The sequence below is a fragment of the Pedobacter antarcticus genome, from assembly GCF_900103515.1.
GTDB classification, from domain to species: domain Bacteria; phylum Bacteroidota; class Bacteroidia; order Sphingobacteriales; family Sphingobacteriaceae; genus Pedobacter; species Pedobacter antarcticus.
The window spans coordinates 16415-41397 of the sequence record NZ_FNGZ01000012.1 but is presented as its reverse complement, the minus strand read 5'-3'; the positions used below and the strand labels follow the sequence as shown (position 1 = coordinate 41397).

Below are 24983 nucleotides of genomic sequence, written 5' to 3'. Positions count from 1 at the left end.
GGATTTATTTATAAATCGAATTGTTGATGGTATTCTGGTATTGACACCTGCTTGAATCCCTTGTCTTTGAGTTTCTGCGCAAAATGCTGTTGTACTTCATATTCTCCGTGTACAAGGAATAGGCGTTTAACAGCAGCGGGATCCTGACAGGAAAGAAACTGAAGCAAATCTTCATAATCTCCATGTGCACTCATGGAGCGAATAGATCGAATCTCGGCTTGTACCTGATAGTTTTCGCGGAAGAGATAGACACTTTTGTTTCCTGCCAGCAGTTCTCCGCCCAGGGACTCCGGCGCGCAGTAACCAACCAGGAGAATCGTGTTTTTGTTATTACTGACCGTATTACGGATATGATGCCTAACCCGGCCACCTTCTGCCATTCCGGATGCCGATATAATAACACAAGGACGGTTATCATTATTAAGTGCCTTGGATTCCTGAACGCTTTCAATAAATTTTAGTCCTTTAAAACTAAATGGATCGGCATCTACCTTCATTACCTCTTTTACACCATTGTTGTAAACCTCAGGGTGATTTTTTAGTACCTGTGTGGCCTGTAGGGAAAGCGGACTGTCAACATAATATGGAATGTCCGGAAGTTGGTTCTTTAGCTCCAGGCCATTTAATGCATACAGGATTTCCTGTGTGCGGCCGACACTGAATGCGGGTATAATAACCTTTCCTTTTTTGATGATACAGGTCTGACGGATAATTTCAAGCAAAATATTATCAGTGGGTTCAAGATCCTTGTGAAGGGAGTCACCGTAAGTAGATTCCATCAGAATATAATCGGCTTGAGGAAAAGTCTGCGGGCTCTTTAAAAGTAAGTCAGTATAGCGGCCGACATCTCCGCTGAATGTTAAGCTGGTTGTCTTGCCATTTTCGTTTAGTTTAAGATGTACTGCTGCGCTACCTACAATATGACCTGCATCAGTGAAAAGTATATTAACTTCAGGACTGATGTCAAATGGATGGTTGTAATCAACGACTTTAAATCTGCCAATAGTTTCTACGACGTCTTCTTCTGTATATAAAGGTTCTTGGGGATCTTCGCCGGCACTTAATTTACGGTTAGCGTATTCAGCGTCCTGTGTGTGAATTTTTGCCGAATCCATCAACAGTATTCTGGCTAGATCCATCGTCGCTGCCGTACTAAAGATATTTCCCTTAAAACCTTCTGCAACGAGTCGCGGAAGCAGGCCGCAGTGATCTATATGGGCATGTGAAAGGATTACGAAGTTAATTTCAGACGGCTTAAATCCAAAATAGGAATTTAGTTTTTCGGTGCTTTCGCCCATGCCCTGAAATAGTCCGCAGTCTAATAAAATTTTTGTGCCGGAAATTAAACTGATCAGGTGTTTACTTCCTGTGACGGTACGCGCGGCGCCGTGAAAAGCTATGTTCATTATAAATAAGGGGTAGTTTGGTTGAAGAATGCCTGTTGCATCTGATGTCATGAAGATGACTGCCGCAATTGAGCGGATTTGAAATAGTACCGATAAATTGTTTTGAACTGCAGGTATGCCTGTTCTTGACTAGCATACCTGCAGGCGGCTAAGCTTTAACTTTCGTCAGTTTGTCTTTTACGCTGTCGGCAACGTCAGCCAGTTTATCTTTTGAAGAGTCCAGCAAATCACAAAACCAATCTGCAAGCTGATCTTTCACGTCTTCACCTTTATCGGAAGATAAAATTAATGCTACTGCTGCTCCAAGTGCTGCTCCGGCAAGGACGCCTGCAACTATTTTCGTTTCTTTAGTCATAACTTCGTTTTTTACTCAATTCCTGTTTAATAAACCTAATAACAATAAGTGTTGCAAAAGGTTCGTTTAATTTAGCTTTTAAATCCGTAATTATTCTAATTCAGTATATACTGTATGCTAAAGCTGCTATCTTATTTTAATATTTTCTTTGCAGTGTTCTATTTTATGGAATACCTGCAGAACAGCAGCTACTGGATAACTTCAGGGGTAATTGCTGTAATCGTATCCAACTGGCTGGTCTTGCGCTGGCTTGAATCAGGGGTGTCCGGCAATCGGTGGGTTAGCGTCGCAGTTGCTTTGGGGTCAATAAGTTATGCTGTTTATACCGCTTTTAACACCTTAATTTCTTTATATGCTGCGGTAGCTGAAGACTATCTGGACAGGGCGCTTATCCTGCTTTCTGCGGCTACGATCGTCTTTGCCGTAACGATCATCGCCCAGCTGCTTATTTCAGGATTTAATCAATATTCAAAAAAAAGTGATTAACTGTTTGACAATTAAACATATTAATCTATCTTTGCAGTCCCTAAATCTTAGGGGGAATAAATAATTGTTTAACAAATTAAATACAAGCAAGTGAATACGTTAAGTTACAAAACTGTCTCTGCCAATGCTAAAACTGTTAACAAACAGTGGGTTGTTGTTGATGCACAAGGCGAGATTTTGGGGCGCTTGTCATCGAAGATCGCTATGATCATCCGTGGTAAAAACAAGCCTGAGTATACCCCACACGTAGACTGCGGTGATAATGTTATCGTTATCAATGCAGACAAGGTTAAGTTGACAGGAAATAAATTCGAAAACAAAGAATATGTTTCATACACTGGATATCCAGGTGGTCAGCGTTTCATTTCTCCAAAAGAGTTAATGGCGAAGCACCCTACGCGTGTAATCGAGAAAGCCGTTCGTGGTATGTTACCTAAAACAAAACTTGGTGCTAAATTATACACCAACCTTTTTGTTTATGCAGGTACTGAGCATCCTCATGCAGCACAATCACCAAAAACCATTACACTTTAATTAAAGGAAGAAAGAAATGTCAGTTACTAATACTTCAGGAAGAAGAAAAACTGCTGTTGCGCGAATCTACATGAAAGAAGGCAACGGTACTATTACTGTTAACAGTAAAGATCATAAAGAATATTTCCCTACATTACCTTTACAATATATTGTAAACCAAAGTTTTGAAGTTTCAGAACTTATCGGTCAGTATGATGTTAAAGTGAACGTAGCAGGAGGTGGTATTAAAGGCCAGGCCGAAGCTGTTCGTTTAGCTATCGCTAAAGCTATTGTTGAGTTAGATGCTGAAAAGAAACCAGCATTACGTGCTAAAGGGTTAATGACCCGTGATATGCGTATGGTTGAGCGTAAGAAACCAGGACGTAAGAAAGCTCGTAAGAAGTTCCAATTCAGTAAACGTTAATCTCAAGGAGGACAAAGACAATGGCAAGAACAACATATCAAGACTTATTGGATGCAGGTGTACACTTTGGTCACCTTACCCGCAAATGGAATCCCAAAATGGCACCATATATTTTTATGGAACGCAATGGTATTCACATCATAGATTTAAACAAAACTTTAACTAAAACTGAAGAAGCTGCTTCAGCGATCAAACAGATCGTAAAATCAGGTCGTAAGATCTTATTTGTAGCGACTAAGAAACAAGCTAAAGAAATCGTTGCTGATCAGGCTAAAAAAGTAAACATGCCTTTCGTTACTGAACGTTGGTTAGGTGGTATGTTAACTAACTTCCAGACTGTACGTAAGTCAATCAAAAAGATGTCTAACATCGATAAGATGACTAAAGACGGTACTTACGCTATTCTTTCTAAGAAAGAGCGTCTGATGATTCAGCGCGAGCGTATTAAATTAGAAAGTTTATTAGGTGGTATTGCGGATTTAAACCGTTTACCAGCTGCGATTTTCTTAATTGACGTTAAAAAAGAACACATTGCTGTTAGCGAGGCGTTGAAATTAAACATCCCTACTTTCGCAATGGTTGATACTAACTCGGATCCTTCGAACATCGATTTTCCTATCCCGGCGAATGATGATGCAACTAAATCTATCTCTCTAATTACTGATGTAATCATCAAAGCAATTGAAGAAGGTTTAGATGAGCGTAAACGTGAAAAAGATGATGAAGCTGAAAAAGAAGCTGTAGCTGCTAAAGCTGCTGCTGATGCTCCTGAAACTGCTGCACCTGGCGCAAGAAGAGCTAGAAAAGAAAACGCTGAAACTGAAGAAGGTTCAAGCGAAGCTTAAATAATATAGTGTTGGGTTGTATGTTGTACGTTGCGGGAAGATTCTTACAACTGGCAACGTACAACCCATCATTTTTTTAGATAAAAAACTTAAAAGAAAATAAAATGTCAGTACAAATTTCTGCAGCAGATGTAAACAAATTACGCCAACAAACCGGTGCCGGTATGATGGATTGCAAAAAAGCATTAATAGAGGCCAATGGCGATTTCGAAGCTGCTGTTGATTACTTACGTAAAAAAGGTGCTAAAGTTGCAGCGAGCCGTCAGGATCGTGAATCTAATGAAGGTGTTGTTATCGCAAAAGCTACAGCAGACGGAAAACGTGGTGTTGTTGTTGAATTAAACTGCGAAACTGATTTCGTGGCTAAAAATGCTGATTTCATCGCTTTAGCTAACAAATTCACTGACCTGGCTATTGAAAACAATCCTGCTTCACTGGAAGACTTATTAGCTTTAGAAATTGATGGTCAGAAAGTTTCTGAAATCATTATCGAGAACACTGGTAAAATCGGTGAAAAAATCGGTATCTCTAAATATGAGACTGTAACTGGTGAGAGAGTTATCTCTTACATCCACGGTAACTACCGTTTAGGTGTATTAGTTGCTTTAAATCAGGATGTAGCTGGTATTGAAGAAGCTGGTAAAGATGTAGCAATGCAAATCGCTGCAATGAACCCGGTTGCTTTAGATAAGGCTGATGTTGATACCCGTACTATCGAACGTGAAATGGAAATTGCAAAAGACCAGATTCGCGCAGAAGGTAAACCAGAAGAAATGGTAGAAAAAATTGCTGCTGGTAAATTGAACAAGTTCTACAAAGATAACACTTTGTTAAACCAGGAATTTGTTAAAGATTCATCTAAAGATGTACGTAAATTCTTAAATGACACAGCTAAAGATTTAACTGTTATCGCATTTAAGCGTGTTCAATTAGGATCATAGTTCCTTCACCATAGATCAAAAAAAAGAGGGTATCCTGAAAATGGGTACCCTCTTTTTTTGTTTCCGCTTACCAGCATAAGAAATTTTAGCGATATATTTAATCCGGCAGGATGTACTGCCATTAACTGCGCTGATAATGCTGGCTATACAAAATTCGAAATTTTATACGCAGGGTAAACTCCAAATCGATGCTGTGCTGCTTCTCTCCGATGGGCGCATAAAAGAGGTGATAACCGGATCCATTCCTGAAGAATATGAGGTTTACGACGCTGGTGGGGCATTACTTGCTCCTGGGTTTCTTGACCTTCAGATCTATGGCAGCGGTGGAAACCTTTTCTCGGCCTTTCCGACGGTTGAGACCTTAAAGCAAATGGACGATGACCTTGCTGCCAAAGGAACCGTAGGTTTCCTGGTTTGCGTCGCAACTAATTCGCCAGAAATAGTCCGGGAAGCAATTGCCGCAGCAAAAATATATATGCCGAAAGCCCGTGGATTTCTGGGCTTACATCTCGAAGGCCCCTTTCTTAATCCAGCCAGGCTTGGCGCCCATGTCGCAGAATATGTACATCCCGCTACGCTGGACGAGGTCCGGGAACTGATCGGCGGATCTGAAGAAGTAGTAAAGATGATGACAGTTGCGTATGAACTGCAAGACAAATCTGTTATCGATTATCTGCTTGAACAGGGCATAGTTCTTTCACTGGGACATAGTGATGCCACTTTTGAGCAAGCTAATGATGCATATGCAGCGGGTTTCAAGACAACGACTCATCTGTTCAATGCAATGCCTTCAATTCACCACAGGAGCCCAAACCTGCCTTCTGCAGTATTATTACATCCAACTGCAATGGCGAGTATAATTGCTGATGGTGCACATGTAGACTTTAACATTGTGAAAATCGCGTATAGATTGATGCAGGGAAGACTATTTCTAATTACTGATGCAGTTACGGCATGTAATGTAGGGCCATACCAGCATCAGTTAAGAGGAAGCCGCTATACCACACCAGAAGGTACAATCTCCGGATCTAATATCACATTACTGGACGCAGTTTCTAATTGTGTAAATAGGTGTGATATTCCTTTACCGGAAGCGCTGAAAATGGCCACTGAGCTGCCAGCAAAGTTAATGGGACTGTCATCTGATTACGGTATGATAGCGAAAGGACAGCTCGCAAGCTTCGTGTTGCTGGATGATGATTTGAATTTAAAGCAGGTATTTATCAAAGGTTTGCAATTTGATCCTGTATAATTGAAACAAATAGTTATTTTTGGAGTCATGAAATATAAAAGGATCCTACTGAAGTTAAGCGGCGAATCGCTGATGGGCGAGAAGCAATATGGTATTGATAATGAGCGTGTAAAACAATACGCAGAAGATATTAAAGCTGTACATGCCCAGGGTCTGGAAATTGCAATCGTCATTGGCGGAGGTAATATTTTCAGAGGACTAAGCGCAGAAAAATCCGGAATGGATCGTGCACAGGCTGATTATATGGGAATGCTGGCGACAGTAATTAACAGTATGGCACTTCAGGATGCATTGGAGAAGGTAGGATTGAAAACAAGATTACTGACTGCAATTAAAATGGAGCAGATTTGCGAGCCTTTTATTCGCAGAAGAGCTGTACGCCACCTGGAAAAAGGACGTATTGTCATTTTTGGCGCAGGTACTGGTAATCCTTATTTTACTACAGATTCGGCGGCAGCTTTGAGAGCGATTGAAATTAAAGCTGATGCGGTGCTAAAAGGAACAAGGGTTGACGGTATTTATACTGCAGATCCGGAAAAAGATCCAACTGCAACCCGTTACAGTACAATCAGCTTCAAAGAAGTTTATTCCAAAGGATTAAATGTAATGGACATGACTGCTATTACACTTTGCGAAGAGAATCAGTTGCCGATTATCGTTTTCGATATGAATAAAACCGGTAATTTCATGAAAATCGCACAGGGAGAAGAAATCGGAACGCTGGTAAAAGCCTAGTTCACGATCATATATTTTTGACAAACAGCACATATTATGAATGACCTCATAAAGAAACAATTACAAGATGCCCAGGCTACAATGGATAAAGCTATCACCCATTGTGAGTATGAACTAACGAAGATCCGTGCAGGAAAAGCTTCCGCTGGAATGCTGGAAGGTATTAATGTAGACTATTATGGTGCCGCTACGGCTCTTGCCCAAGTTTCCAGTATTACTACACCGGATGCAAGAACCATATTAGTACAGCCTTGGGAAAAATCACTTTTAGTACCGATTGAAAGAGCTATTATGGAAGCCAATATCGGTATCAACCCTCAGAATGATGGTATCGTGATTCGTCTGGTTGTTCCTCCATTGACAGAAGAACGTAGAAGAGACCTCGTTAAAAAGGTTAAAGAAGAAGCTGAACGCGGCAGGATCACGGTAAGGAATATTCGTAAAGATGCGAATGAGAAAATCAAAAAGTTGAAAGGCGAAAGCGTTTCTGATGATGAGATCAAAACAGGTGAGGCAGAAGTCCAGAAGATTACAGATCAATATATTATCAAAGTTGACAAACACGCAGAACTGAAAGAAAAAGATATTATGACCGTTTAATTGTAATATAATCTGAACGTAATTAAAAGGGAATATGGCTGAAGCTATATTCCCTTTGTTTATTTTTGCCAGATTCCTGTTCGGCATATCAGCATAACCATTTTGCTTCCGCTCATTCAAACCAGATAACGCTATTATAACAGGCCCTTTTTTATTATACTCATGAATTTATTACTTCAATATCTAAAAAATTATAAATGGATTGTCGCCATGGCTTTGTTACTTGCGGCTATCAATATTGGCTTCTCCTTACTTGATCCCTACATTACAGGCCGTATAGTCGATCGCTTCATCGAGAAAAAAGACGTATTGGAACGCAGTGAGTTTGTCTGGGGTGTTCTGGGACTGGTTGGTTTGGGCGTCGGCGCAGCAATGGTATCAAGGATAGCTAAAAACTTTCAGGATTATTTTACCAGCGTGATTGTTCAGAAAGTTGGTGCTCAAATGTATTCTGACGGACTAAAACATAGCCTTGAGTTACCTTATCAGGTCTTTGAAGACCAGCGTAGTGGAGAAACATTAGGTATTCTGCAAAAGGTACGACAAGACAGTGAAAAATTTATAACTTCTTTTATCAGTATTCTGTTTGTCAGCCTGATCGGGATGGTTTTTGTAATCGTTTACTCAGTGACTGTTAGTTATAAAGTGACACTTATCTATTTTCTGGCCATACCGGTTATCAGTTTCGTCAGTTGGTTCCTGAGCCGTAAGATTAAAGTTATCCAGCGGGATATTGTTGCAGAGACAACAGCACTGGCAGGATCAACTACAGAATCTCTGCGAAACATTGAACTGGTTAAAAGTTTAGGCCTGGCCAGTCAGGAGATTGAACGGTTAAATAAGACAACTTATAAAATACTCGGTCTGGAGCTTCGCAAGGTAAAATACGTTAGAAGTATGAGCTTTGTGCAGGGAACTACAGTTAATCTCGTACGGAGTGCTATGGTTGTCGTGTTATTAATTCTTATTTTTGAAAATACCATTTCAGCCGGACAGTACTTTTCTTTCCTGTTCTATTCGTTTTTCCTTTTCGGACCATTGCAGGAGCTCGGTAACGTGATTCTGACCTGGAGGGAGGCCGAAGTGTCTTTAAATAGATTTAAGTCTATCCTGAGCACTCCCGTGGATGTGAAACCTCTTCATCCAGAAAAAATAGAGCAGGTGCGCACATTGGAGTTTTCCGGACTGAGTTTTAAACACCTTACCGGACAGGGAAATGCCTTGAGTAATGTAAGCTTTAAAGTTAGTGAGAAAGAAACAATTGCCTTTGTCGGACCATCAGGATCAGGTAAAACTACGCTCGTTAAATTGCTTGTAGGTCTTTATCAGCCAATTGAAGGCGATGTGCTTTATAATGGAATCTCAAGCCATCAGATTGATCTTGATCAGCTGCGTGAAAAGATTGGATTCGTAACCCAGGATACACAGTTGTTTTCTGGAACGATCCGCGAAAATCTACAATTTGTTCGCCCTGGTGCTACAGACGCTGAATGTCTTCGTGTCCTGGAACAGGCATCCTGTGAACGATTGCTAGCCCGTGCAGATAAGGGGTTAGATACAGTAATCGGAGAAGGTGGTGTAAAAGTTTCCGGTGGAGAGAAGCAAAGACTTTCAATTGCCCGTGCTTTATTGCGTAGACCGGATATTCTCGTTTTTGACGAAGCTACTTCTTCTTTGGATTCATTGACAGAGGAAGAGATTACAGCGACCATAAGAGAAGTTTCTGACCTGACCAATCATATTACAATCCTCATAGCACACCGTTTGTCAACTATTCTGCATGCCGACCGCATTTATGTACTTGAAAAAGGGCATATCATCGAGCAGGGTAAGCATGAAGATCTACTGGAGGAAAAAGGTCTTTACTACGCGATGTGGAGGCAGCAGGTTGGTGAAAGATAGACTATAAGTTTATATACAACTTAACGATTTAAAAAACGCCGGAATATTAAATTCCGGCGTTTTTTTTTTGGCCGGTATGGAAACTAAATACCATACATATATCCCGCGGGGTGGTGTAAAATAATCTGCTTTTTTTGAGTATTTAAGCTTATTTTTTGAATTTTTATTCAAAAATATATTCAATTTACTTTCTGTTTTTCTTTTTAAAATCTTTGTTTAAAGATGTTTAATGGCTTTTTTATGCTTGTTTTTATTAAATGTAAAAATAACAGTTAAAAACATTTTAAATGTTATTTTGACGATTAATAATAAATTCCTACATTAGATTTGTTGTCCATGAAAATGGGGGGCATAAACCAAGTATAAACCAGTGCAATCCCGGGTTAACTGTAGCCATACAGTTTTTGACTCCTGAGCTGCGCTTAAAGCTTAAATCATGAAAGCACACGGGGGAAATTCCGATCTGTTTTGTAATCAGAAACCAAATATCAACACCATAATTATGAAAATTATTTTACTCAACAATTGCTGGCGGCATAGCCGGTATGCCTTGCTGTTGCTGCTGATTTTCTTATCTGCAGGATTGAAAGCGCAAACACCCGTCATAAAAGGGAAGGTCGTAGATGAACAAAATGCCGGATTACCGGGTGCAACGATTAGTATTAAAGGAAAGAAAACAGCGACAGCTTCAGATGGAGAAGGTAATTTTGTACTGTCGGCGGAACCAAATGATATTCTGCTGATCAATCTGTTGGGCTATACAGCAGCAGAAGTTAAAGTAGGTACGAGTAAACAGATTACCATTAGCCTAAATTCATCCAGTAAAGATTTATCTGAAGTTGTTGTCGTTGGTTACGGGACGCAGTTGAAAAAAGATCTTACGGGATCTGTAGCGCTGGTAGATGCTGCAGAGATTAAAAAAACCTCTGGGAGTGATATCGGGCAATTACTGCAAGGCAGAACACCCGGTATTTCCGTTACTACAGACGGGCAGCCCGGGGCTTCTCCCACCATTCGTATTCGCGGGTTGGCTTCATTCAATAATCAGCAGCCTCTGTATGTTGTAGATGGAATTATGCTGGCTAATACACCCAGAGATTTTAGCCCTAATGATATAGAATCTATGCAGGTATTGAAAGATGGAACCGCTGCTGCGATTTATGGAGCTGCCGCGGCAAACGGGGTTATCATTATTACGACCAAGCAGGGTAAAAGAAATACACCACTTCAAATTGGCTATAACGGCTATGTTGGTATAGATAAAGTATGGCAACGCATTCCTGTTGCTAATAGGGAACAGTATCAGATGCTGAACAATGAATCTCAGTTAAACGGAGGAGAGGAAATGGCTCCTGCAAATGATCCTGCAAGCAGTATGTATATTAATACAATCAATACTGACTGGCAGAAAGAAGGGCTGAAGACCGGGCATCGGATGAACCATAACCTGAATTTTTCCGGAGGTGCTGAGAACTCAACTTATAATGTTTCTATGGATTATTATAAGCAGGGTGGGACGATCGTCGGTCAGGGACCGGATTACGACCGGTATACAGGGCGGATTAATACCACGCAGCAAAAAGGTATTTTTAAATTCGGGCAATCATTAAGTTATACCCATTCCAAGGAAAATTCACTGACCTTCCGTGGCGACGTACTGACGGGTGGGAGACCGCCGTTGATTAATGACCTGCTAATGGCTATTCCAACTCAACTGGTATATGATCCGAATATGCCTAATGGTTACGGAGGAACGCAATCAGACCGGGAGAAAGCTATTTCATTAAACGTTGTAGCGGTAAATAATATGTTCACTAATTATACAGAAGTAGACCGCATTTTCGGTGTGGCCTGGGCGGAAGCGCAACTTCTCAATCTGAATGGACATAGTCTGAAATATAAGGTGAATTTAGGATACGACAGAACTGTGGCCAGAGACTTCTCTTACCAACCTGTTTTTGATCTCGGCTTTTTCTTTAAGCAAACTGTAAGTCGTTTAGATGATAATTCAAGAGTATTTACAAATGGCCTGATAGATAATACACTTACTTATGACAAGGTATTCGGTAAACACTCACTGAATGTGGTAACCGGGGTTAGTTATAATAAAAATACATCATTATACCGTTCAGGACATGCAGAAGACGTAGATCCGGAATATCTTGTATTGGGTAATGGAAATAACAAAACAGTCGACGGAAGCATGGTGCCTTATGCCTTCTTTGGTATGTTCGGCAGGCTTAATTATAATTTTGATGATAAATATTTACTAACTGCAAATTTTCGCAGGGACGGATCTTCCCGTTTTGGATATGGCTATAAATACGGAAATTTTCCAGGCGTATCCGCCGGATGGAGAATTAGTAAAGAAAGCTTTATCCACCTGCCAAAATGGGTGAATGAATTGAAACTGAGGGGTGGATGGGGTCAGTTGGGTAACGCTAATATTGGCGATTTCCGTTATCTGGCCCTACTCAACCCTAATATTGTGTATAATTTCAACGGAACGAAAGTAACCGGAGGTACGCAAACCAATGTGGTCGACCCGAATATTCGCTGGGAAACCAAGACTACATCTAATATTGGAGTAGACGCAACATTCTTTGATGGAATGTTTGACCTGACTGCCGAGTACTACAACAACAAAGCTTCAAATGCGCTCATTGGTGAACCAATTCCAGCATCTGTTGGCTCGATAGATACTGCGCCCATTACCAATGCTGCCAGTATCAGAAACACAGGAGTAGAAATTAACCTCGCTTATCATAAAAAAGGCGGTGATTTTACTTATAGCATTGCCGGTAATGTGAGTACGGTAAAAAATACCCTTCTTAAACTAAGTGAAGGAGAAACGTCCAGAATTGTTGGTGGCTTTATTAGTACAGTAGGTAAAGAGATAGGCAGGCATTACGGCAGACTTGTCGAAGGCATCTTCCAGAACGACGAGGAAATTAAAAATCATGCTTTCCAAAATGCAGGAACAGCTCCTGGTGACTTGAAATTTAAAGATATCAGCGGGCCAGACGGAGTTCCCGACGGAGTAATAAACGACCTGGACAGAACTGACCTCGGCAGTTCATTACCGAAAGTATATTACGGGTTAAATTTCACCGCCGCTTATAAGGGATTTGATTTTACCCTGTTTATGTCGGGTGCGGGTGGCAATCTGATTAATGGGGCACTTTACCGTACATTAATGCATACAACGGACTATATTAACTATCATACAGACGCATTGAACCGCTGGAACCCATCTAATACCAATACCGAGTTTCCAAGACTTGCTGCTAAAGATCCAAATCAGAACGGGGTTGATTCCGATAGAAAAAACTGGTTACAGAAAGGAGATTACCTGAGAATTAATACGGTGTCCCTGGGTTATACATTCCAGAATATGCAAGTAAATTGGATGAAAGATCTGAGAATCTATGCAACTGCACAAAATTTACACACCTTCCAGTCTTACAAAGGATATAACCCAGACTTCGCACAGACGCGTCCTTTTGAACCCGGCTTTGATCCCGGATCATATCCTACACCCCGTACATTTTTACTGGGTGTACAGGTTAAATTTTAGAGAAAACGAAAAGTACAAAACATAAATAGGAACATGAGAGCCGCTTTTGGCAAATAGCCGGGCAATGATGAACCTGCAAACTAGAAACAAGCACATGAAAAAAATATGCTGTTATATTCTTCTCGGTCTGTTGGCAACAGGCTGTAAAAAAGAACTGGATATACAAAATCCAAATGCCAAAACCATAGACGTTTACTGGAAAACTGCAGCAGATGCACAGGCAGGTGTGAATGCGATTTACAACAGCCTTATTCAGGACGGCACCTATATGCGGATGTTCCCCGCGTTAACAGACAGTCGCGGAGATGACTTTTATGGTGACAGTCCCTGGGGAGACCTGGTGCAGGTTGGTAATTTTACCATCCCCTCTAATTCAGGCCCCGTACAATGGATTTGGGCAACACATTATCAATTGATCTGGCGCGCAAACCAGGTTATTGTGAATGTTCCGGCAATTGAAATGGACGCTGAATTAAAAAAGAGAATTCTTGGGCAGGCTGCATTTCTGCGTGGCGTAGCTCTGTTTAATTTAGCTAATACCTATAAATCGATTCCTGTTCCACTTGAATTGCCAACGGATAAAACCAAATATCATACGCCGACAGCCACCGATGAAGAACTGTGGGGCCAGATAATTTCCGATTTTAAAACGGCTAAAGAATCGCTGCCGGTTACCTATGCAGGTGTGAGCGGTCCAGATGCAGGCAACATTGGCCGGGCTACAAAAGGTGCCGCTACGGGGATGCTTGGAAAAGCCTATCTCTATCAAAAAAAATGGACAGAGGCCGCAGCAGAATTTAATGAGCTGATTAATGGTGCTCAGAAAGGTACTTATGCATTAATGCCTGATTATAGAGATAATTTTAAGGAAATCAACGAGAATAATAAGGAATCCCTTTTTGAAGTACAGTTTGGTCAGCCAGATGCTTTAGGTGGGACAGTTATGAATTACGGAGGCGAACCGAATGCAAATTGGAAACAGGTGAGCTCTATAGGAAGAACGTATGCGATGGATGGCTACGGTTATTCAGACTTTATGCCTACACGCTGGATTTACGAAGAATTTAAACAGGAGAAGACAAAAGCAGGAAAAAGTGATCCACGGTTACTGGCGACAATCGCCTCCTACGAACCTGCTGATAATTCAATTACCGTATACGGCAATAAATGGCCGTTCGCGCTTGATAAAATATATCCTCGGAAATACACACATGATGGCCTAAACTGGCCAGGTAATGACGATCAGGAAAACTCAGGCATCAACTACCGGATTCTACGTTATGCCGATGTTTTATTAATGTATGCTGAAGCGCTCAATGAAACCGGAAATACTATTGAAGCCTATAATTATATTCAGCAAGTACGGGACAGGGCTGGTTTGCCGGATTTGAAAACTGTAAAACCAGGACTAGGTCAGGTGGGAATGCGTGATCAGCTGGGCCATGAACGGGCACTTGAATTTGCGACTGAATCTATTCGCATCAATGATATTATTCGTTGGGGCTGGTTATATGATCCGGTTAAACTGGCAGAACTCAGAGCCCATGATCCTGATTTCAAAACCTGGATTCCCGGAAAAGAGTATCTTCCGATTCCTTTGTCGGAGTTAAACGTTAATCCAAATTTAAAGCGTAATTCCGCTAATTAATACCTGGTTCTGCCGTAAACGGCAGGACCCTTTTTTAATTAAATTAATACGATGATGATGCAAAAAACTACATGGCTTAAAACAATCTGTCTGTCTGTGATGGGCATAGGTTTCAGTACCGCGATGCAAGCGCAGACGAAGGTTAGTCTTCAGACAGCACAGAATGGTGGAACAATCAGTAAACACATTTACGGGCATTTCGCCGAGCATCTGGGGAGAAGTATTTACGACGGCTTTTATGTTGGTGAAAAATCGACGATTCCGAATACTGCCGGTGTGCGTAATGATATTGTGGCTGCGCTTAAGAACTTGAATATTCCGAATTTGCGCTGGCCTGGTGGCTGTTTCGCCGATCGGTACCATTGGAAAGACGGTATTGGTCCGAAAGCAGACAGACCTTCTATCGTGAATACGATGTGGGGAGGCGTAACAGAAGATAACAGCTTCGGGACACACGATTTTTTAAATATGTGTAAACTCCTGGGTACCGAACCATATCTCGCTGGAAATACAGGTAGTGGTACTGTGCAGGAATTATCTGACTGGGTACAATACGTGAATTTCGAAGGTAAAAGTCCAATGTCGGACCTGCGTGTGCAGAATGGACAAGAGAAACCATGGAATGTCAAATTCTGGGGAGTAGGCAATGAAGCCTGGGGTTGCGGCGGAAATATGACACCGGAATATTACGTGGGAGAGTACAGGAGATTCGCCACCTTTATGGAAGGTAAAGACCTTTATAAAGTAGCTTCCGGAGCAAATGTGGATGACTATCACTGGACGGAAACACTCATGAAAGGTATCCCTTTAGGTTTGATGGACGGCGTCGCGCTGCATCACTATTCCTTCCCAAGCTGGGAGAAGAAGGGGCCGGCAGTAGGGTTTTCAGAACAACAATATTTTGAAACTATGAAAACTGCGCTGAGAATGGATGAGCTGATCACCAAACATTCTGCTATTATGGATAAATATGATCCTGCAAAAAAGATTGGTTTGGTTGTGGATGAATGGGGTGGCTGGTTTGAAGTTGAGCAAGGGACTAATCCAGGCTTTCTGTATCAACAGAATACCATGAGAGATGCTATGATAGCAGGTGCTACGCTAAATATCTTCAACAATCACAATGAAAGGGTTAAAATTGCGAATCTGGCTCAATGTGTAAATGTATTGCAGGCGGTAATTCTGACAAAGGGAGAGAAAATGCTACTATCCCCGACATATCATGTAATGGAAATGTACAAAGTACATCAGGATGCAACCCGTATTCCTTTAACAATTGAAACTGGCGATTATATGCTGGGTAGTGAAAAACTACCGGCGGTATCTGTATCTGCTTCGGTTGATGCAGCTGGGAAAAGCCATATTTCGTTGGTCAATATACAGTCTAAAAAAGGAGAAGAGATTACAATTGATCTGAAAGGTAAAAACTTTAAACAGGTAAACGGAAGAATCCTGACTTCAGGAAAAGTAGATGATCATAACGATTTTGACCATCCGGATAAGATTAAACCGGCAGCATTTAAAGATGCGGTATTGAAAGACGGAAAATTAACAGTTAAACTGCCGGCCTTTTCAGTAGCAGTATTAGAATTAATTTAAGCCAGATATAAACGAAATATTATGCAAAAATTAACAGACCGGATTGGTATGGGGCTATTGATGCTGCTGGGCTTCTGGAACTTTCAGGCCCTGGCACAACAGACGGGCAATCCGATTATACAAGATAAATATACCGCAGATCCTGCGGCATTAGTTCACCAGGATAAAGTTTACCTGTATGCCGGGCATGATGAAGCTCCTGCCGGAAAGGAACATTATGTAATGAATGAGTGGCTGGTTTATTCCTCTTCAGACCTGAAGAACTGGACTGAGCATCCCGTACCCCTGAAGGCAAAAGATTTTAGTTGGGCAAAAGGAGATGCCTGGGCTTCGCAAGTTATTGAAAGAGAGGGCAAGTTTTATTGGTATGCGACTGTCGAACACGGCAGCATTAAAGGTAAGTCCATAGGAGTTGCTGTTGCAGATAATCCTTTGGGCCCATTTAAAGATGCCAGAGGATCGGCATTGATTACGAATGACATGACAACCGGGCAGACCAGTATCAGCTGGGATGACATTGATCCCACGGTATTTATCGATGATGACGGACAAGCATACCTATATTGGGGTAATACCCAATGCTACTATATTAAGCTGAAAAAAAATATGATCGAACAGGATGGCCCTATACATACGGTAGATCTGCCAAACTTTACGGAGGCGCCATGGCTGCATAAACGCAAAGACTGGTATTATCTTTCTTATGCCTACCAGTTTCCGGAAAAAATAGCTTACGCTATGAGTAGAAGTGCTACCGGTCCCTGGGAATATAAAGGGATCTTAAATGAGGTTGCCGGGAACTCCAATACTAACCATCAGGCCATAATTGATTTTAAAGGTAAATCCTATTTTATATACCACAATGGCTCGATTCCCACTGCCGGCGGCAGTTACAGACGCTCTGTCTGTATTGAAGAATTACATTACAATGCCGATGGCACAATGAAACGTATACAAATGACCACCGAAGGATTAAGGTCCGGAGAAAGCAAAAAATAAGATGAAATTTAAACCATTTGCCCTTGCGGCCATTACTGCACTTTGTACATTACAGGTGCAGGCACAAAAAACCCGGACGATTGTTGTAGATCCGGCAAAACAGACCGCTAAAGTACAACCGGAAATGTGGGGTGTATTTTTTGAAGATATTAATATGGGGGCAGACGGCGGGATTTATGCCGAGCTGATTAAAAACCGCTCCTTTGAATTTTATAAACCCATGATGGGTTGGAAGGTCGAAGGAAAACGTATAGAAGGCGATGTGCTGGTGCTGAACAGACAGGAAAGCAAATCATCCAATCCGCGTTATATCCGTGTAAAAACTGGGGGGAAACAGACAGATCTCGCCTTATATAACGAAGGCTTCAAAGGTATTGGTGTTAAAAAAGGGCTGGAGTATGATTTTTCCGTTATGTACCGCCAGCAGCAGAAGGGGCTTAAACTCCACATAGCACTGGTGGACAGCACAGGAAAGGTACTTGGGCAGTCTGAATTGATTCCAGAAAAACCAGATGGTCAGTGGCAGAGTCAGCACGCCAGTTTTAAATCTGCAGAAACGGTAGAGAAAGCTAACTTTAAAATCTGGTTTGAAGGCGAGGGAGCAATCGATCTAGATATGATCTCGCTGTTTCCGGGTGATACCTGGAAGAACAGAAAGGGCGGTCTAAGGGGAGATATGGTACAGCTTTTAGCTGATATGAAACCTGGATTTGTCCGCTTTCCGGGTGGTTGTATCGTCGAAGGACATGACCTGTCGACCCGTTACCAGTGGAAAAAAACAATAGGTCCTGTTGCCGATCGTGAAGTAATCATAAACCGATGGAATACCGAATTTGCACACAGACCCTCTCCCGATTATTATCAGACTTTTGGGCTTGGTTTTTATGAATATTTTCAGCTTGCTGAAGATATAGGAGCAACTGCGTTACCTATTCTGAATTGTGGAATGGCCTGTCAGTTTAATACGGCAGAGCTGGTTCCTCTTGATGAGCTGGGTCCTTATATCCAGGATGCGCTGGATCTGGTTGAATTCGCGAACGGTGCGGTTAGTACACCATGGGGCAAAGTACGGGCAGACATGGGACATCCGGAACCTTTTAATTTAAAAATGCTTGGAGTCGGGAACGAAAACTGGGGACCTCAGTATTTGGAAAGACTGGAGTTGTTCACCAAAGCATTAAAAAGTAAATATCCGGATATCCTGCTAGTTAACAGTTCAGGAACAGATCCGGACGGGGAACGTTTCGATTTGCTGAATACTTCTTTACGGAAAATGAAAGCAGATATTATCGATGAACATTATTACAGATCACCGGACTGGTTTCTGAAGAATGCAAACCGTTATGATAGCTATGACCGGAAAGGATCAAAAGTTTTTGCTGGTGAATATGCAGCACAGAGCAAGGCTATTGCTAATCCTGGTAATCAAAATAATTGGGAATGTGCTATTGCCGAAGCGGCTTTTCTAACTGGTTTGGAACGTAATGCAGACGTTGTTCACATGGCTTCTTATGCCCCGCTTTTTGCACATGCTGAAGGTTGGCAATGGACACCAGACATGATCTGGGTAGATAACCTGAATGTGTATGGAACGCCTAATTATTACGTGCAGAAACTGTATTCTCTTTATAAAGGGACAGATGTCGTTAGTATTTTGGAAGACAATAAATTTATTTCCGGCCAGCAAGGGATTTATGCATCGGCTGTTACCGACAGCGAGACCGGCGAACTGATTATCAAAATAATCAATCCTGGTAAGGAAACCCTTAGCAGGGAGATTCAGATTAAAGGGAGCAAAAAAGCTGCAGCAACTGCTCAGCTTATCCTGCTGCAAAACAATAACCCGGGGGCTGTGAATACTTTTAGTAATGCAGTGAATGTAAGTCCTGAGACTTCGCCGCTGTCCGTAAAGAATAATAAAGTTAATCTGGAATTGAAACCCTACTCTTTTAATTTGATCAGGGTTGATCTGAAAGGTAAAGGTGTTTTGTAATATTTAAGATTTCATGATAATATATAAACGAATCCGCAATCTGTTTTTTCTGTTGATACTTGTGTCGACAAGTTTAAAAAGTTTAGCACAGCAACCGGCAGGGCAGATTTCTGTGCATGATCCGGTGATGATCAAAGCAGCCGGGACCTATTATCTTTTTTCGACAGGCATGGGGATCTCCGTATGGACTTCCCCGGACCTGAAGAACTGGAAGCCCGGTACGCCGGTTTTTAGTGCTGGTCCGGTTTGGGCGGAGCAATCAATTCCAGGATTTAAAGGTCACATTTGGGCTCCTGATATTGTTTATAAGAATAATAGATATTATCTATACTACTCCGTGTCTGCTTTTGGAAAGAATACATCTGCAATAGGTGTGGCAACTAATCCGACGCTTGACCAGTCTTCACCAACATATCTTTGGACAGACCATGGAGAAGTGATCCGGAGTATCCCGGGTGAAACTAACTGGAATGCGATTGATCCTAATATCATTACTGATGAAAAGGGGCAGTCCTGGATGGCTTTTGGTTCTTTCTGGGATGGCCTTAAATTAATAAGAATGTCGGCAGATCTGCTGCGTACTGAGGGCGATATCCGTCAGATGCCGACCATTGCGAGTAGAAAAGAGGATCCGGATTCTGCAAATCCACCGGCATTGGAAGGATTACCTCAGGATGCCGGTGGCAATTCTATAGAAGCACCGTTTCTTTATAAAAAGAACGGTTTTTACTATCTGTTTGCTTCTGTTGATTATTGCTGTCAGGGTGTGAAAAGCACTTATAAGATGATTGTCGGCAGGTCAAAAACTGTCGAAGGACCATATCTGGATAAGCAAGGGAAAGCAATGAACCGTGGTGGTGGCAGCCTGTTGCTGGAAGGCGATCAGAATTGGTACGGCACAGGACATAATGCAGTTGCTAATTTTGATGGAACCGATTACCTGATTTTCCATGGATATGATGCACATGATCAAGGCAAACCTAAGTTACGTTTAGAAAAACTTGACTGGCCCGGAGGCTGGCCAGCTGTACGTAAATAGCCTAAAAAGCTATCGGAGAGTGGATACCGTTAAATTTCCTGATGCTCCTTGTCCTGTATTTCTGTTAAATTCAGACCGAGGAGACTTTTTGTTTTAGTATACGTAATCCCTGCAACCAGGATCGTCATACAGCCGCCAAAAACTACCGCTGGTACCGTTCGCATCAGTTTGGCAGTTAATCCCGACTCAAATGCCCCAATTTCATTTGAGGAACCGATAAACATACTATTTACTGCAGAAACCCTGCCCCGCATTTCATCCGGGGTAAGGAGCTGCATAATGGTAGAGCGGATCAGTACACTGATACTGTCAAATGCACCTTCCATAAACAGGAATACCAATGTCAGGTAGAAATTCTTTGAAAGCCCGTAGCAGATAATACTGGTTCCGAATCCGGCTACCGCGATTAACAAGTTTCTCCAGGGGCGGTTCATCGGACTAATTCGGGTCATGGCTAACATGGTTAGAACGGCTCCGGAAGAAGCGGCCGCGCGCATGAAACCAAGGCCTTCAGATCCTACTTTAAGAATGTCATTTGCGAAGACCGGAAGCAGGGCAACTGCTCCACCGAAGAATACAGAGAAAAGGTCCAGGCTCATTGCACCGAGCATAATCTTATTATTAAAGACAAATTTTACGCCTTCAGTAAGGCTGGTTACAATATCTTCTTTAGGGATAAAACGCGGTGGATGTTTGCGTAGAAAAAAGATACAGACGAGTGCTACGCTTATAAAAAAGAGAATGACGCTATAGGTCGCAGTAATGCCGAAAAAGGCATAAATCAGGCCACCTACGGCCGGGCCTACTATGGAGGCAGTCATATAGGCCGAACTGTTCCAAGTACTGGAATTTGGATAGAGTTCTTTTGGGATAATCTGCGCCATGATGGAGAAGGTTGCGGGGCTGAAAAAGCCTCGGGCAATACCGATTCCGAAAACCATGGTGTACATGATCGGGATAATATAGCTCACCGGTACAAAACGGTGCATATAGGTCGTTGTGGCTATCAGCATGATTAGGCTGCAGAAGAAAACTCCGGCAAAAATCTTAAATAGCAGGGCCCTCTTTTCCGATTTATCTGCAACATATCCACCATAAAGGGCTATGCCAATTGCAGGAATCGCTTCACAAAGACCTACCAGCCCCAGAGCCAGTGGATCTTTTGTTAAATGGTAAATATGAAATCCGATAATGACGGCTTGCATCTGGTAAGCGAAGGTAAAGAAGAAGCGCATACCGAGGTAAGATCTGAATTCCCTGAAACGCAGGGCTGCGTAAGGATCTTTTGTATTGGGTATCTGGGGATTGTCCAATGTTTTTTTGAACAAATGTAATAGTTACCGGCTTTTTTACAATAAAATATCAGATAATCTTAACGAAGTAGCGCATAAAATTCACGATAAGCCTCTCCCATATCTTCCGCCTGGTTTATTGCAGAAGATGCAGCGATTCCAAAGATTCCGGTATCCATCAAAGCGGCAATATCGGCTGCGGTGATTCCTCCGACTGCAATTATAGGTACGTCCGGCAGATGCGTATTCGCTTCCTCCATCAAAATACTGAATCCGGCCGTGCCAAGAGGTGCAAGATCCGTTAATTTGGTTGTGCTTGTTTTAAAAGGACCATAGCCAATATAATCTGCTCCTGCCAATGCCAGCCGGACTGCATCTGCTGCGGTGTGCGCGGTGCCGCCAATAGTAAATTCTTCTCCTAGCTGTTCCTTAATTGCATCAATAGGTGCATGGGTGTCCTCCAGGTGGAAACCCTGAATGTCTGCCAGTTTACTTAGGTGTATATGTTCGGTGACAATCAGTGTGGCACCCCAATCGTCGCAGATTTCCGCTATCGGGATAATATCGGCAAGCAGTTCCTGATCGTTTTTCGTCAGACAGCGATATTGTATCCATTTAGCACCAGCTTCACATGCAATTCTTGCCTGATCGATATGGCTCAGCCCTGGAATATCATGGGTAATAAATTGCAGTTTTTCTATATATTTTTTCAATTTTTTATCTCTTAAAGGTGAATAAAGCCGGACGTTAATACACTAATCAACAGCTATAAAATTAAACAGCGGCAGAAACAAGGCCGGAATTGCTTTATTTCTGCCGCTGCAGGCAAATGTAGTGGTTTGGATTAGAATCTCACGTTCAGGGACAACAGGAAGTTCGTGCCAGCCTGTGGGAAATAGAAATTTTCTGACAAACGGCTGCCATCGCTAATATAACCGTAGGTGTATCCATTACTCTGGTATTTCTTGTTCAGAATATTGTTGGCGAGCAGGCCCACATTTATGTTTTTGACACCTTTTATGCTGAAATCGTAACCCAGACGTACATTGTTGACCCAATATCCGTTTAGTTTACGCTCCTCACTTTGGGTGTTATCCATATATTGTTTGCTTACATATTTACTTTGCAGGGCAACAGCGAAAGATTTTACAGGTTTAAATACCAGTTCTCCGAATAGGACCGCAGAAGGAGAGAAAGAGATATTGGTGTTTTTATAGGTGTTCATCTCCTCCAGCTCTGAGTCATAGTTCATAATAAATTCAGAAAATTCCTTGATTTTATTCCTGCTTAACGCTGCATTTGCATTGATCATAAAGAATCTGTTCAAGGTGTATGACCCGTCCAGCTCAATCCCTATACGGTAACTGTCGGGAACATTCTGACGAATATTTCCACCAACATCATTGAGCTTTCCTGTTACAACCAACTGATCTTTATAGAACATGCCATAAACATTTAACCCCGCATTGAATGCCGATCTCTGAATTCTGTATCCCGCTTCCAGGTCATAAAGTCTTTCTGCCTGAGGTAAGGTGTTTTTTACAGCATCTACATAATCTGTACGGTTAGCCTCTTTATTGGCAATACTCATTGATGCGTAGATATTACTTCCCGGGTCCAGAGTATAGGTTGCACCGACTTTCGGATTGAAGAAATGTAGTCTGTCATGAATGTCAAGTGGTTTCTGATCATTGTCTTTACCAGTAATATCATACTTAATGCCTCTATACTGCAGATCTGCAAAAAGGCTGAGCTGGTCAGCGGGGTTAAAGGTTATTTTACCGAAGATGTTAAAGTCGTCTTTATGACCACGCCCGTCATAATAATGGGCGCTGTTATCCAGTGAGGAAGCAACCTGTGACCAGATGATCTGTCCGTAATGTTTACCTCTGTATTCATTATACCCGCCACCAAGGGTCAGATTTAAGTTATCGAGGGCTTTATAATTGAATGCATAAGTGACGCCATAGAAATCATTATTCAGCCATCTTCTGCGTATAAGGTCAGATTTCAGGACTTCCGAACCATTGATTACTGGATTTGGCAAGGCATAATCACTAAATTTTTGAAGGTTCTTGAACTCTTCATAATAACCTCTGCCATAAGTATAGTGTAAGGCACCATTAAATGAGAAACGTGGGCTGAATTGCTTAGCATAAAGCAGTTGGTAATGGTCCTGCCAATAGTTATCAGTCTGATCTTTATAAGTGAAAGAATTGTATTTGCGGCCGTCTGAATTTAATAAGTTGGCTGCATCGGCCTCGTTAAGTCCATTTCTGCTAATATAATCCAGCATACCCTGCTGGTCATTCCGCAGACGGGATTCCGGTACGCCATTCCAGGATTGGTAGGTTCTTTCCGTACCGGAGAATACGTTCAGGCGGAGTAAATCAGTTTTACCGTGGTATGCACCCGAAAGGAAATAGGATTTCAGTAAAGAGGCGCCCCGGTCTACAAAACCGTCAGATTGAATACGAGATAAACGGCCGTCAAAGCTGAATTTATTATCGATCAGCCCGGTGCCTATTTTAACGGTATTCTTCAATGTGTTAAAAGAGCCGTAACTCGTATTCACTTCTGCATAAGGATCGAGGGATGGTGCTGAGGTCTGAATATTCAGACTTCCTCCGAAGGCTCCTGCTCCGTTTGTGGAAGTACCTACGCCACGCTGAATCTGAATATTTTCCACGGAAGAAGCAAAATCCGGCATGTTTACGAAAAAAGAACCCTGACTTTCACTGTCGTTGTATGGAATACCATTGACTGTGACATTCACTCTCGACCCATCACTTCCCCGGATCCGGATCCCGGTATAACCGACACCGGCACCGGCGTCCGAAGTGACTACTACACCCGGTGTATTGTTAATAATAAAAGGTAAATCCTGACCGAAGTTGTTCGCCGCGATTTCAGATTTGCTAACATTTTTATAGGTGGAGGCTGATTTTTCGGCTGCGCGGGTAGCCATCACGATAACTTCATCGGCGAGATAGGCCGAAGGCTTGAGACTAAAGTCAAGGTTCAGATCCTGTTTTAGCTCAATTGTTCTTTCCAGCGGTTCATAACCCACAAAGCTGATCACCAGCGTATAGGTCCCGGCTTTCTGCTTTAGTTCGTAAATCCCTGCGGAATTGGTGTTGGTGCCGCCATTGCTGTTTTTTAGCCTGATACTAGCGCCGGAAAGGGCTGTGTTGTTTGTTTTTTCAGATACCTTACCTGAAATTTTGAATTGAGCCAAAAGGCACAGCGGAGAAAGCATCGCAGCAAACACCACTATCAGTAACTTTTTCAATTTTTTGTTCTTTTTTAGTAAAACCTGCTGTAAATAGGGGCACTTACAGTTTGTTAAACTCCATAACTCCAATCCCTCCGCCGGC

At 42.1% G+C, this 24983-nt stretch carries 20 protein-coding genes; 15 read left to right on the top strand and 5 right to left on the bottom strand.

Features of this window, described 5'->3' with window-relative positions; all coding sequences use genetic code 11:
• Nucleotides 1-8: 8 nt before the first annotated feature.
• Complete coding sequence (locus BLR53_RS17475; RefSeq protein WP_037438074.1) at nt 9-1406, bottom strand: MBL fold metallo-hydrolase RNA specificity domain-containing protein; 1398 nt, start codon at nt 1404-1406, stop codon at nt 9-11.
• A gap of 148 nt (nt 1407-1554) precedes the next feature.
• On the bottom strand, nt 1555-1761 hold the full coding sequence (locus BLR53_RS17470) for a YtxH domain-containing protein (RefSeq protein WP_074591504.1): 207 nt from the start codon (nt 1759-1761) through the stop codon (nt 1555-1557).
• A gap of 114 nt (nt 1762-1875) precedes the next feature.
• Between BLR53_RS17470 and BLR53_RS17465 the strand changes: the two genes are divergently transcribed.
• The 15 genes from BLR53_RS17465 to BLR53_RS17400 all read left to right on the top strand — a co-directional run bounded on the left by BLR53_RS17465 (nt 1876) and on the right by BLR53_RS17400 (nt 20314).
• Nucleotides 1876-2247 (top strand): hypothetical protein, encoded by a 372-nt coding sequence (locus BLR53_RS17465; protein ID WP_074591502.1) that lies wholly within the window; start codon nt 1876-1878, stop codon nt 2245-2247.
• A gap of 90 nt (nt 2248-2337) precedes the next feature.
• Nucleotides 2338-2781 carry a 50S ribosomal protein L13 gene (gene rplM, locus BLR53_RS17460; RefSeq protein WP_037438071.1) on the top strand — a complete coding sequence of 148 codons (444 nt, stop codon included), beginning with the start codon at nt 2338-2340 and terminating at the stop codon, nt 2779-2781.
• A gap of 16 nt (nt 2782-2797) precedes the next feature.
• Nucleotides 2798-3184 carry a 30S ribosomal protein S9 gene (gene rpsI / locus BLR53_RS17455; RefSeq protein ID WP_037438070.1) on the top strand — a complete coding sequence of 129 codons (387 nt, stop codon included), beginning with the start codon at nt 2798-2800 and terminating at the stop codon, nt 3182-3184.
• A gap of 20 nt (nt 3185-3204) precedes the next feature.
• The gene (gene rpsB / locus BLR53_RS17450) at nt 3205-4029 is read left to right on the top strand and encodes a 30S ribosomal protein S2 (RefSeq protein ID WP_037438068.1); all 825 of its coding nucleotides are present in this window, start codon (nt 3205-3207) and stop codon (nt 4027-4029) included.
• 104 nt (nt 4030-4133) lie between these two features.
• On the top strand, nt 4134-4970 hold the full coding sequence (gene tsf, locus BLR53_RS17445) for a translation elongation factor Ts (protein ID WP_037438067.1): 837 nt from the start codon (nt 4134-4136) through the stop codon (nt 4968-4970).
• 136 nt (nt 4971-5106) lie between these two features.
• Nucleotides 5107-6222 carry an N-acetylglucosamine-6-phosphate deacetylase gene (gene nagA, locus BLR53_RS19845; protein WP_143007902.1) on the top strand — a complete coding sequence of 372 codons (1116 nt, stop codon included), beginning with the start codon at nt 5107-5109 and terminating at the stop codon, nt 6220-6222.
• A gap of 27 nt (nt 6223-6249) precedes the next feature.
• Nucleotides 6250-6957, top strand: a complete 708-nt coding sequence (pyrH, locus tag BLR53_RS19840; protein WP_037438064.1) for a UMP kinase — start codon at nt 6250-6252, stop codon at nt 6955-6957.
• 36 nt (nt 6958-6993) lie between these two features.
• Nucleotides 6994-7557, top strand: a complete 564-nt coding sequence (gene frr, locus BLR53_RS17435) for a ribosome recycling factor (RefSeq protein WP_037438063.1) — start codon at nt 6994-6996, stop codon at nt 7555-7557.
• A 162-nt stretch (nt 7558-7719) separates the two neighbouring features.
• Entirely contained in the window at nt 7720-9459 is a 1740-nt protein-coding gene (locus tag BLR53_RS17430; protein WP_037438062.1) for an ABC transporter ATP-binding protein, read from the top strand.
• Between the two features lie 502 nt (nt 9460-9961).
• Nucleotides 9962-13036 (top strand): SusC/RagA family TonB-linked outer membrane protein, encoded by a 3075-nt coding sequence (locus BLR53_RS17425; RefSeq protein WP_074591579.1) that lies wholly within the window; start codon nt 9962-9964, stop codon nt 13034-13036.
• A 94-nt stretch (nt 13037-13130) separates the two neighbouring features.
• On the top strand, nt 13131-14684 hold the full coding sequence (locus tag BLR53_RS17420) for a RagB/SusD family nutrient uptake outer membrane protein (protein WP_074591577.1): 1554 nt from the start codon (nt 13131-13133) through the stop codon (nt 14682-14684).
• A gap of 51 nt (nt 14685-14735) precedes the next feature.
• Nucleotides 14736-16283 (top strand): alpha-N-arabinofuranosidase, encoded by a 1548-nt coding sequence (locus BLR53_RS17415; RefSeq protein WP_244889564.1) that lies wholly within the window; start codon nt 14736-14738, stop codon nt 16281-16283.
• Nucleotides 16284-16304: 21 nt separating this feature from the next.
• Nucleotides 16305-17282, top strand: a complete 978-nt coding sequence (locus BLR53_RS17410; protein WP_083332119.1) for a glycoside hydrolase family 43 protein — start codon at nt 16305-16307, stop codon at nt 17280-17282.
• 1 nt (nt 17283) lies between these two features.
• On the top strand, nt 17284-19275 hold the full coding sequence (locus BLR53_RS17405; RefSeq protein WP_037438061.1) for an alpha-L-arabinofuranosidase C-terminal domain-containing protein: 1992 nt from the start codon (nt 17284-17286) through the stop codon (nt 19273-19275).
• A 13-nt stretch (nt 19276-19288) separates the two neighbouring features.
• The gene (locus tag BLR53_RS17400; RefSeq protein WP_037438059.1) at nt 19289-20314 is read left to right on the top strand and encodes an arabinan endo-1,5-alpha-L-arabinosidase; all 1026 of its coding nucleotides are present in this window, start codon (nt 19289-19291) and stop codon (nt 20312-20314) included.
• A gap of 29 nt (nt 20315-20343) precedes the next feature.
• Here BLR53_RS17400 and BLR53_RS17395 read toward each other — a convergent pair whose 3' ends face one another.
• The 3 genes from BLR53_RS17395 to BLR53_RS17385 all read right to left on the bottom strand — a co-directional run bounded on the left by BLR53_RS17395 (nt 20344) and on the right by BLR53_RS17385 (nt 24898).
• Nucleotides 20344-21627 carry an MFS transporter gene (locus tag BLR53_RS17395; RefSeq protein WP_037438094.1) on the bottom strand — a complete coding sequence of 428 codons (1284 nt, stop codon included), beginning with the start codon at nt 21625-21627 and terminating at the stop codon, nt 20344-20346.
• Nucleotides 21628-21686: 59 nt separating this feature from the next.
• Nucleotides 21687-22319, bottom strand: coding sequence for a thiamine phosphate synthase (locus BLR53_RS17390; protein WP_074591499.1), 633 nt, complete (start codon nt 22317-22319; stop codon nt 21687-21689).
• Between the two features lie 131 nt (nt 22320-22450).
• Nucleotides 22451-24898 carry a TonB-dependent receptor domain-containing protein gene (locus tag BLR53_RS17385; RefSeq protein WP_074591571.1) on the bottom strand — a complete coding sequence of 816 codons (2448 nt, stop codon included), beginning with the start codon at nt 24896-24898 and terminating at the stop codon, nt 22451-22453.
• Between the last annotated feature and the right edge of the window lie 85 nt (nt 24899-24983).

What these genes read in the sequence shown, in the direction of transcription:
- BLR53_RS17475 (WP_037438074.1), bottom strand. Translation starts at nt 1,406, where the DNA reads ATGAACATAGCTTTTCACGGCGCCGCGCGTACCGTCACAGGAAGTAAA.
- BLR53_RS17470 (WP_074591504.1), bottom strand. Translation starts at nt 1,761, where the DNA reads ATGACTAAAGAAACGAAAATAGTTGCAGGCGTCCTTGCCGGAGCAGCA.
- BLR53_RS17465 (WP_074591502.1), top strand. Translation starts at nt 1,876, where the DNA reads ATGCTAAAGCTGCTATCTTATTTTAATATTTTCTTTGCAGTGTTCTAT.
- rpsI (WP_037438070.1), top strand. Translation starts at nt 2,798, where the DNA reads ATGTCAGTTACTAATACTTCAGGAAGAAGAAAAACTGCTGTTGCGCGA.
- rpsB (WP_037438068.1), top strand. Translation starts at nt 3,205, where the DNA reads ATGGCAAGAACAACATATCAAGACTTATTGGATGCAGGTGTACACTTT.
- tsf (WP_037438067.1), top strand. Translation starts at nt 4,134, where the DNA reads ATGTCAGTACAAATTTCTGCAGCAGATGTAAACAAATTACGCCAACAA.
- nagA (WP_143007902.1), top strand. Translation starts at nt 5,107, where the DNA reads ATGCTGGCTATACAAAATTCGAAATTTTATACGCAGGGTAAACTCCAA.
- pyrH (WP_037438064.1), top strand. Translation starts at nt 6,250, where the DNA reads ATGAAATATAAAAGGATCCTACTGAAGTTAAGCGGCGAATCGCTGATG.
- frr (WP_037438063.1), top strand. Translation starts at nt 6,994, where the DNA reads ATGAATGACCTCATAAAGAAACAATTACAAGATGCCCAGGCTACAATG.
- BLR53_RS17430 (WP_037438062.1), top strand. Translation starts at nt 7,720, where the DNA reads ATGAATTTATTACTTCAATATCTAAAAAATTATAAATGGATTGTCGCC.
- BLR53_RS17425 (WP_074591579.1), top strand. Translation starts at nt 9,962, where the DNA reads ATGAAAATTATTTTACTCAACAATTGCTGGCGGCATAGCCGGTATGCC.
- BLR53_RS17420 (WP_074591577.1), top strand. Translation starts at nt 13,131, where the DNA reads ATGAAAAAAATATGCTGTTATATTCTTCTCGGTCTGTTGGCAACAGGC.
- BLR53_RS17415 (WP_244889564.1), top strand. Translation starts at nt 14,736, where the DNA reads ATGATGATGCAAAAAACTACATGGCTTAAAACAATCTGTCTGTCTGTG.
- BLR53_RS17410 (WP_083332119.1), top strand. Translation starts at nt 16,305, where the DNA reads ATGCAAAAATTAACAGACCGGATTGGTATGGGGCTATTGATGCTGCTG.
- BLR53_RS17405 (WP_037438061.1), top strand. Translation starts at nt 17,284, where the DNA reads ATGAAATTTAAACCATTTGCCCTTGCGGCCATTACTGCACTTTGTACA.
- BLR53_RS17400 (WP_037438059.1), top strand. Translation starts at nt 19,289, where the DNA reads ATGATAATATATAAACGAATCCGCAATCTGTTTTTTCTGTTGATACTT.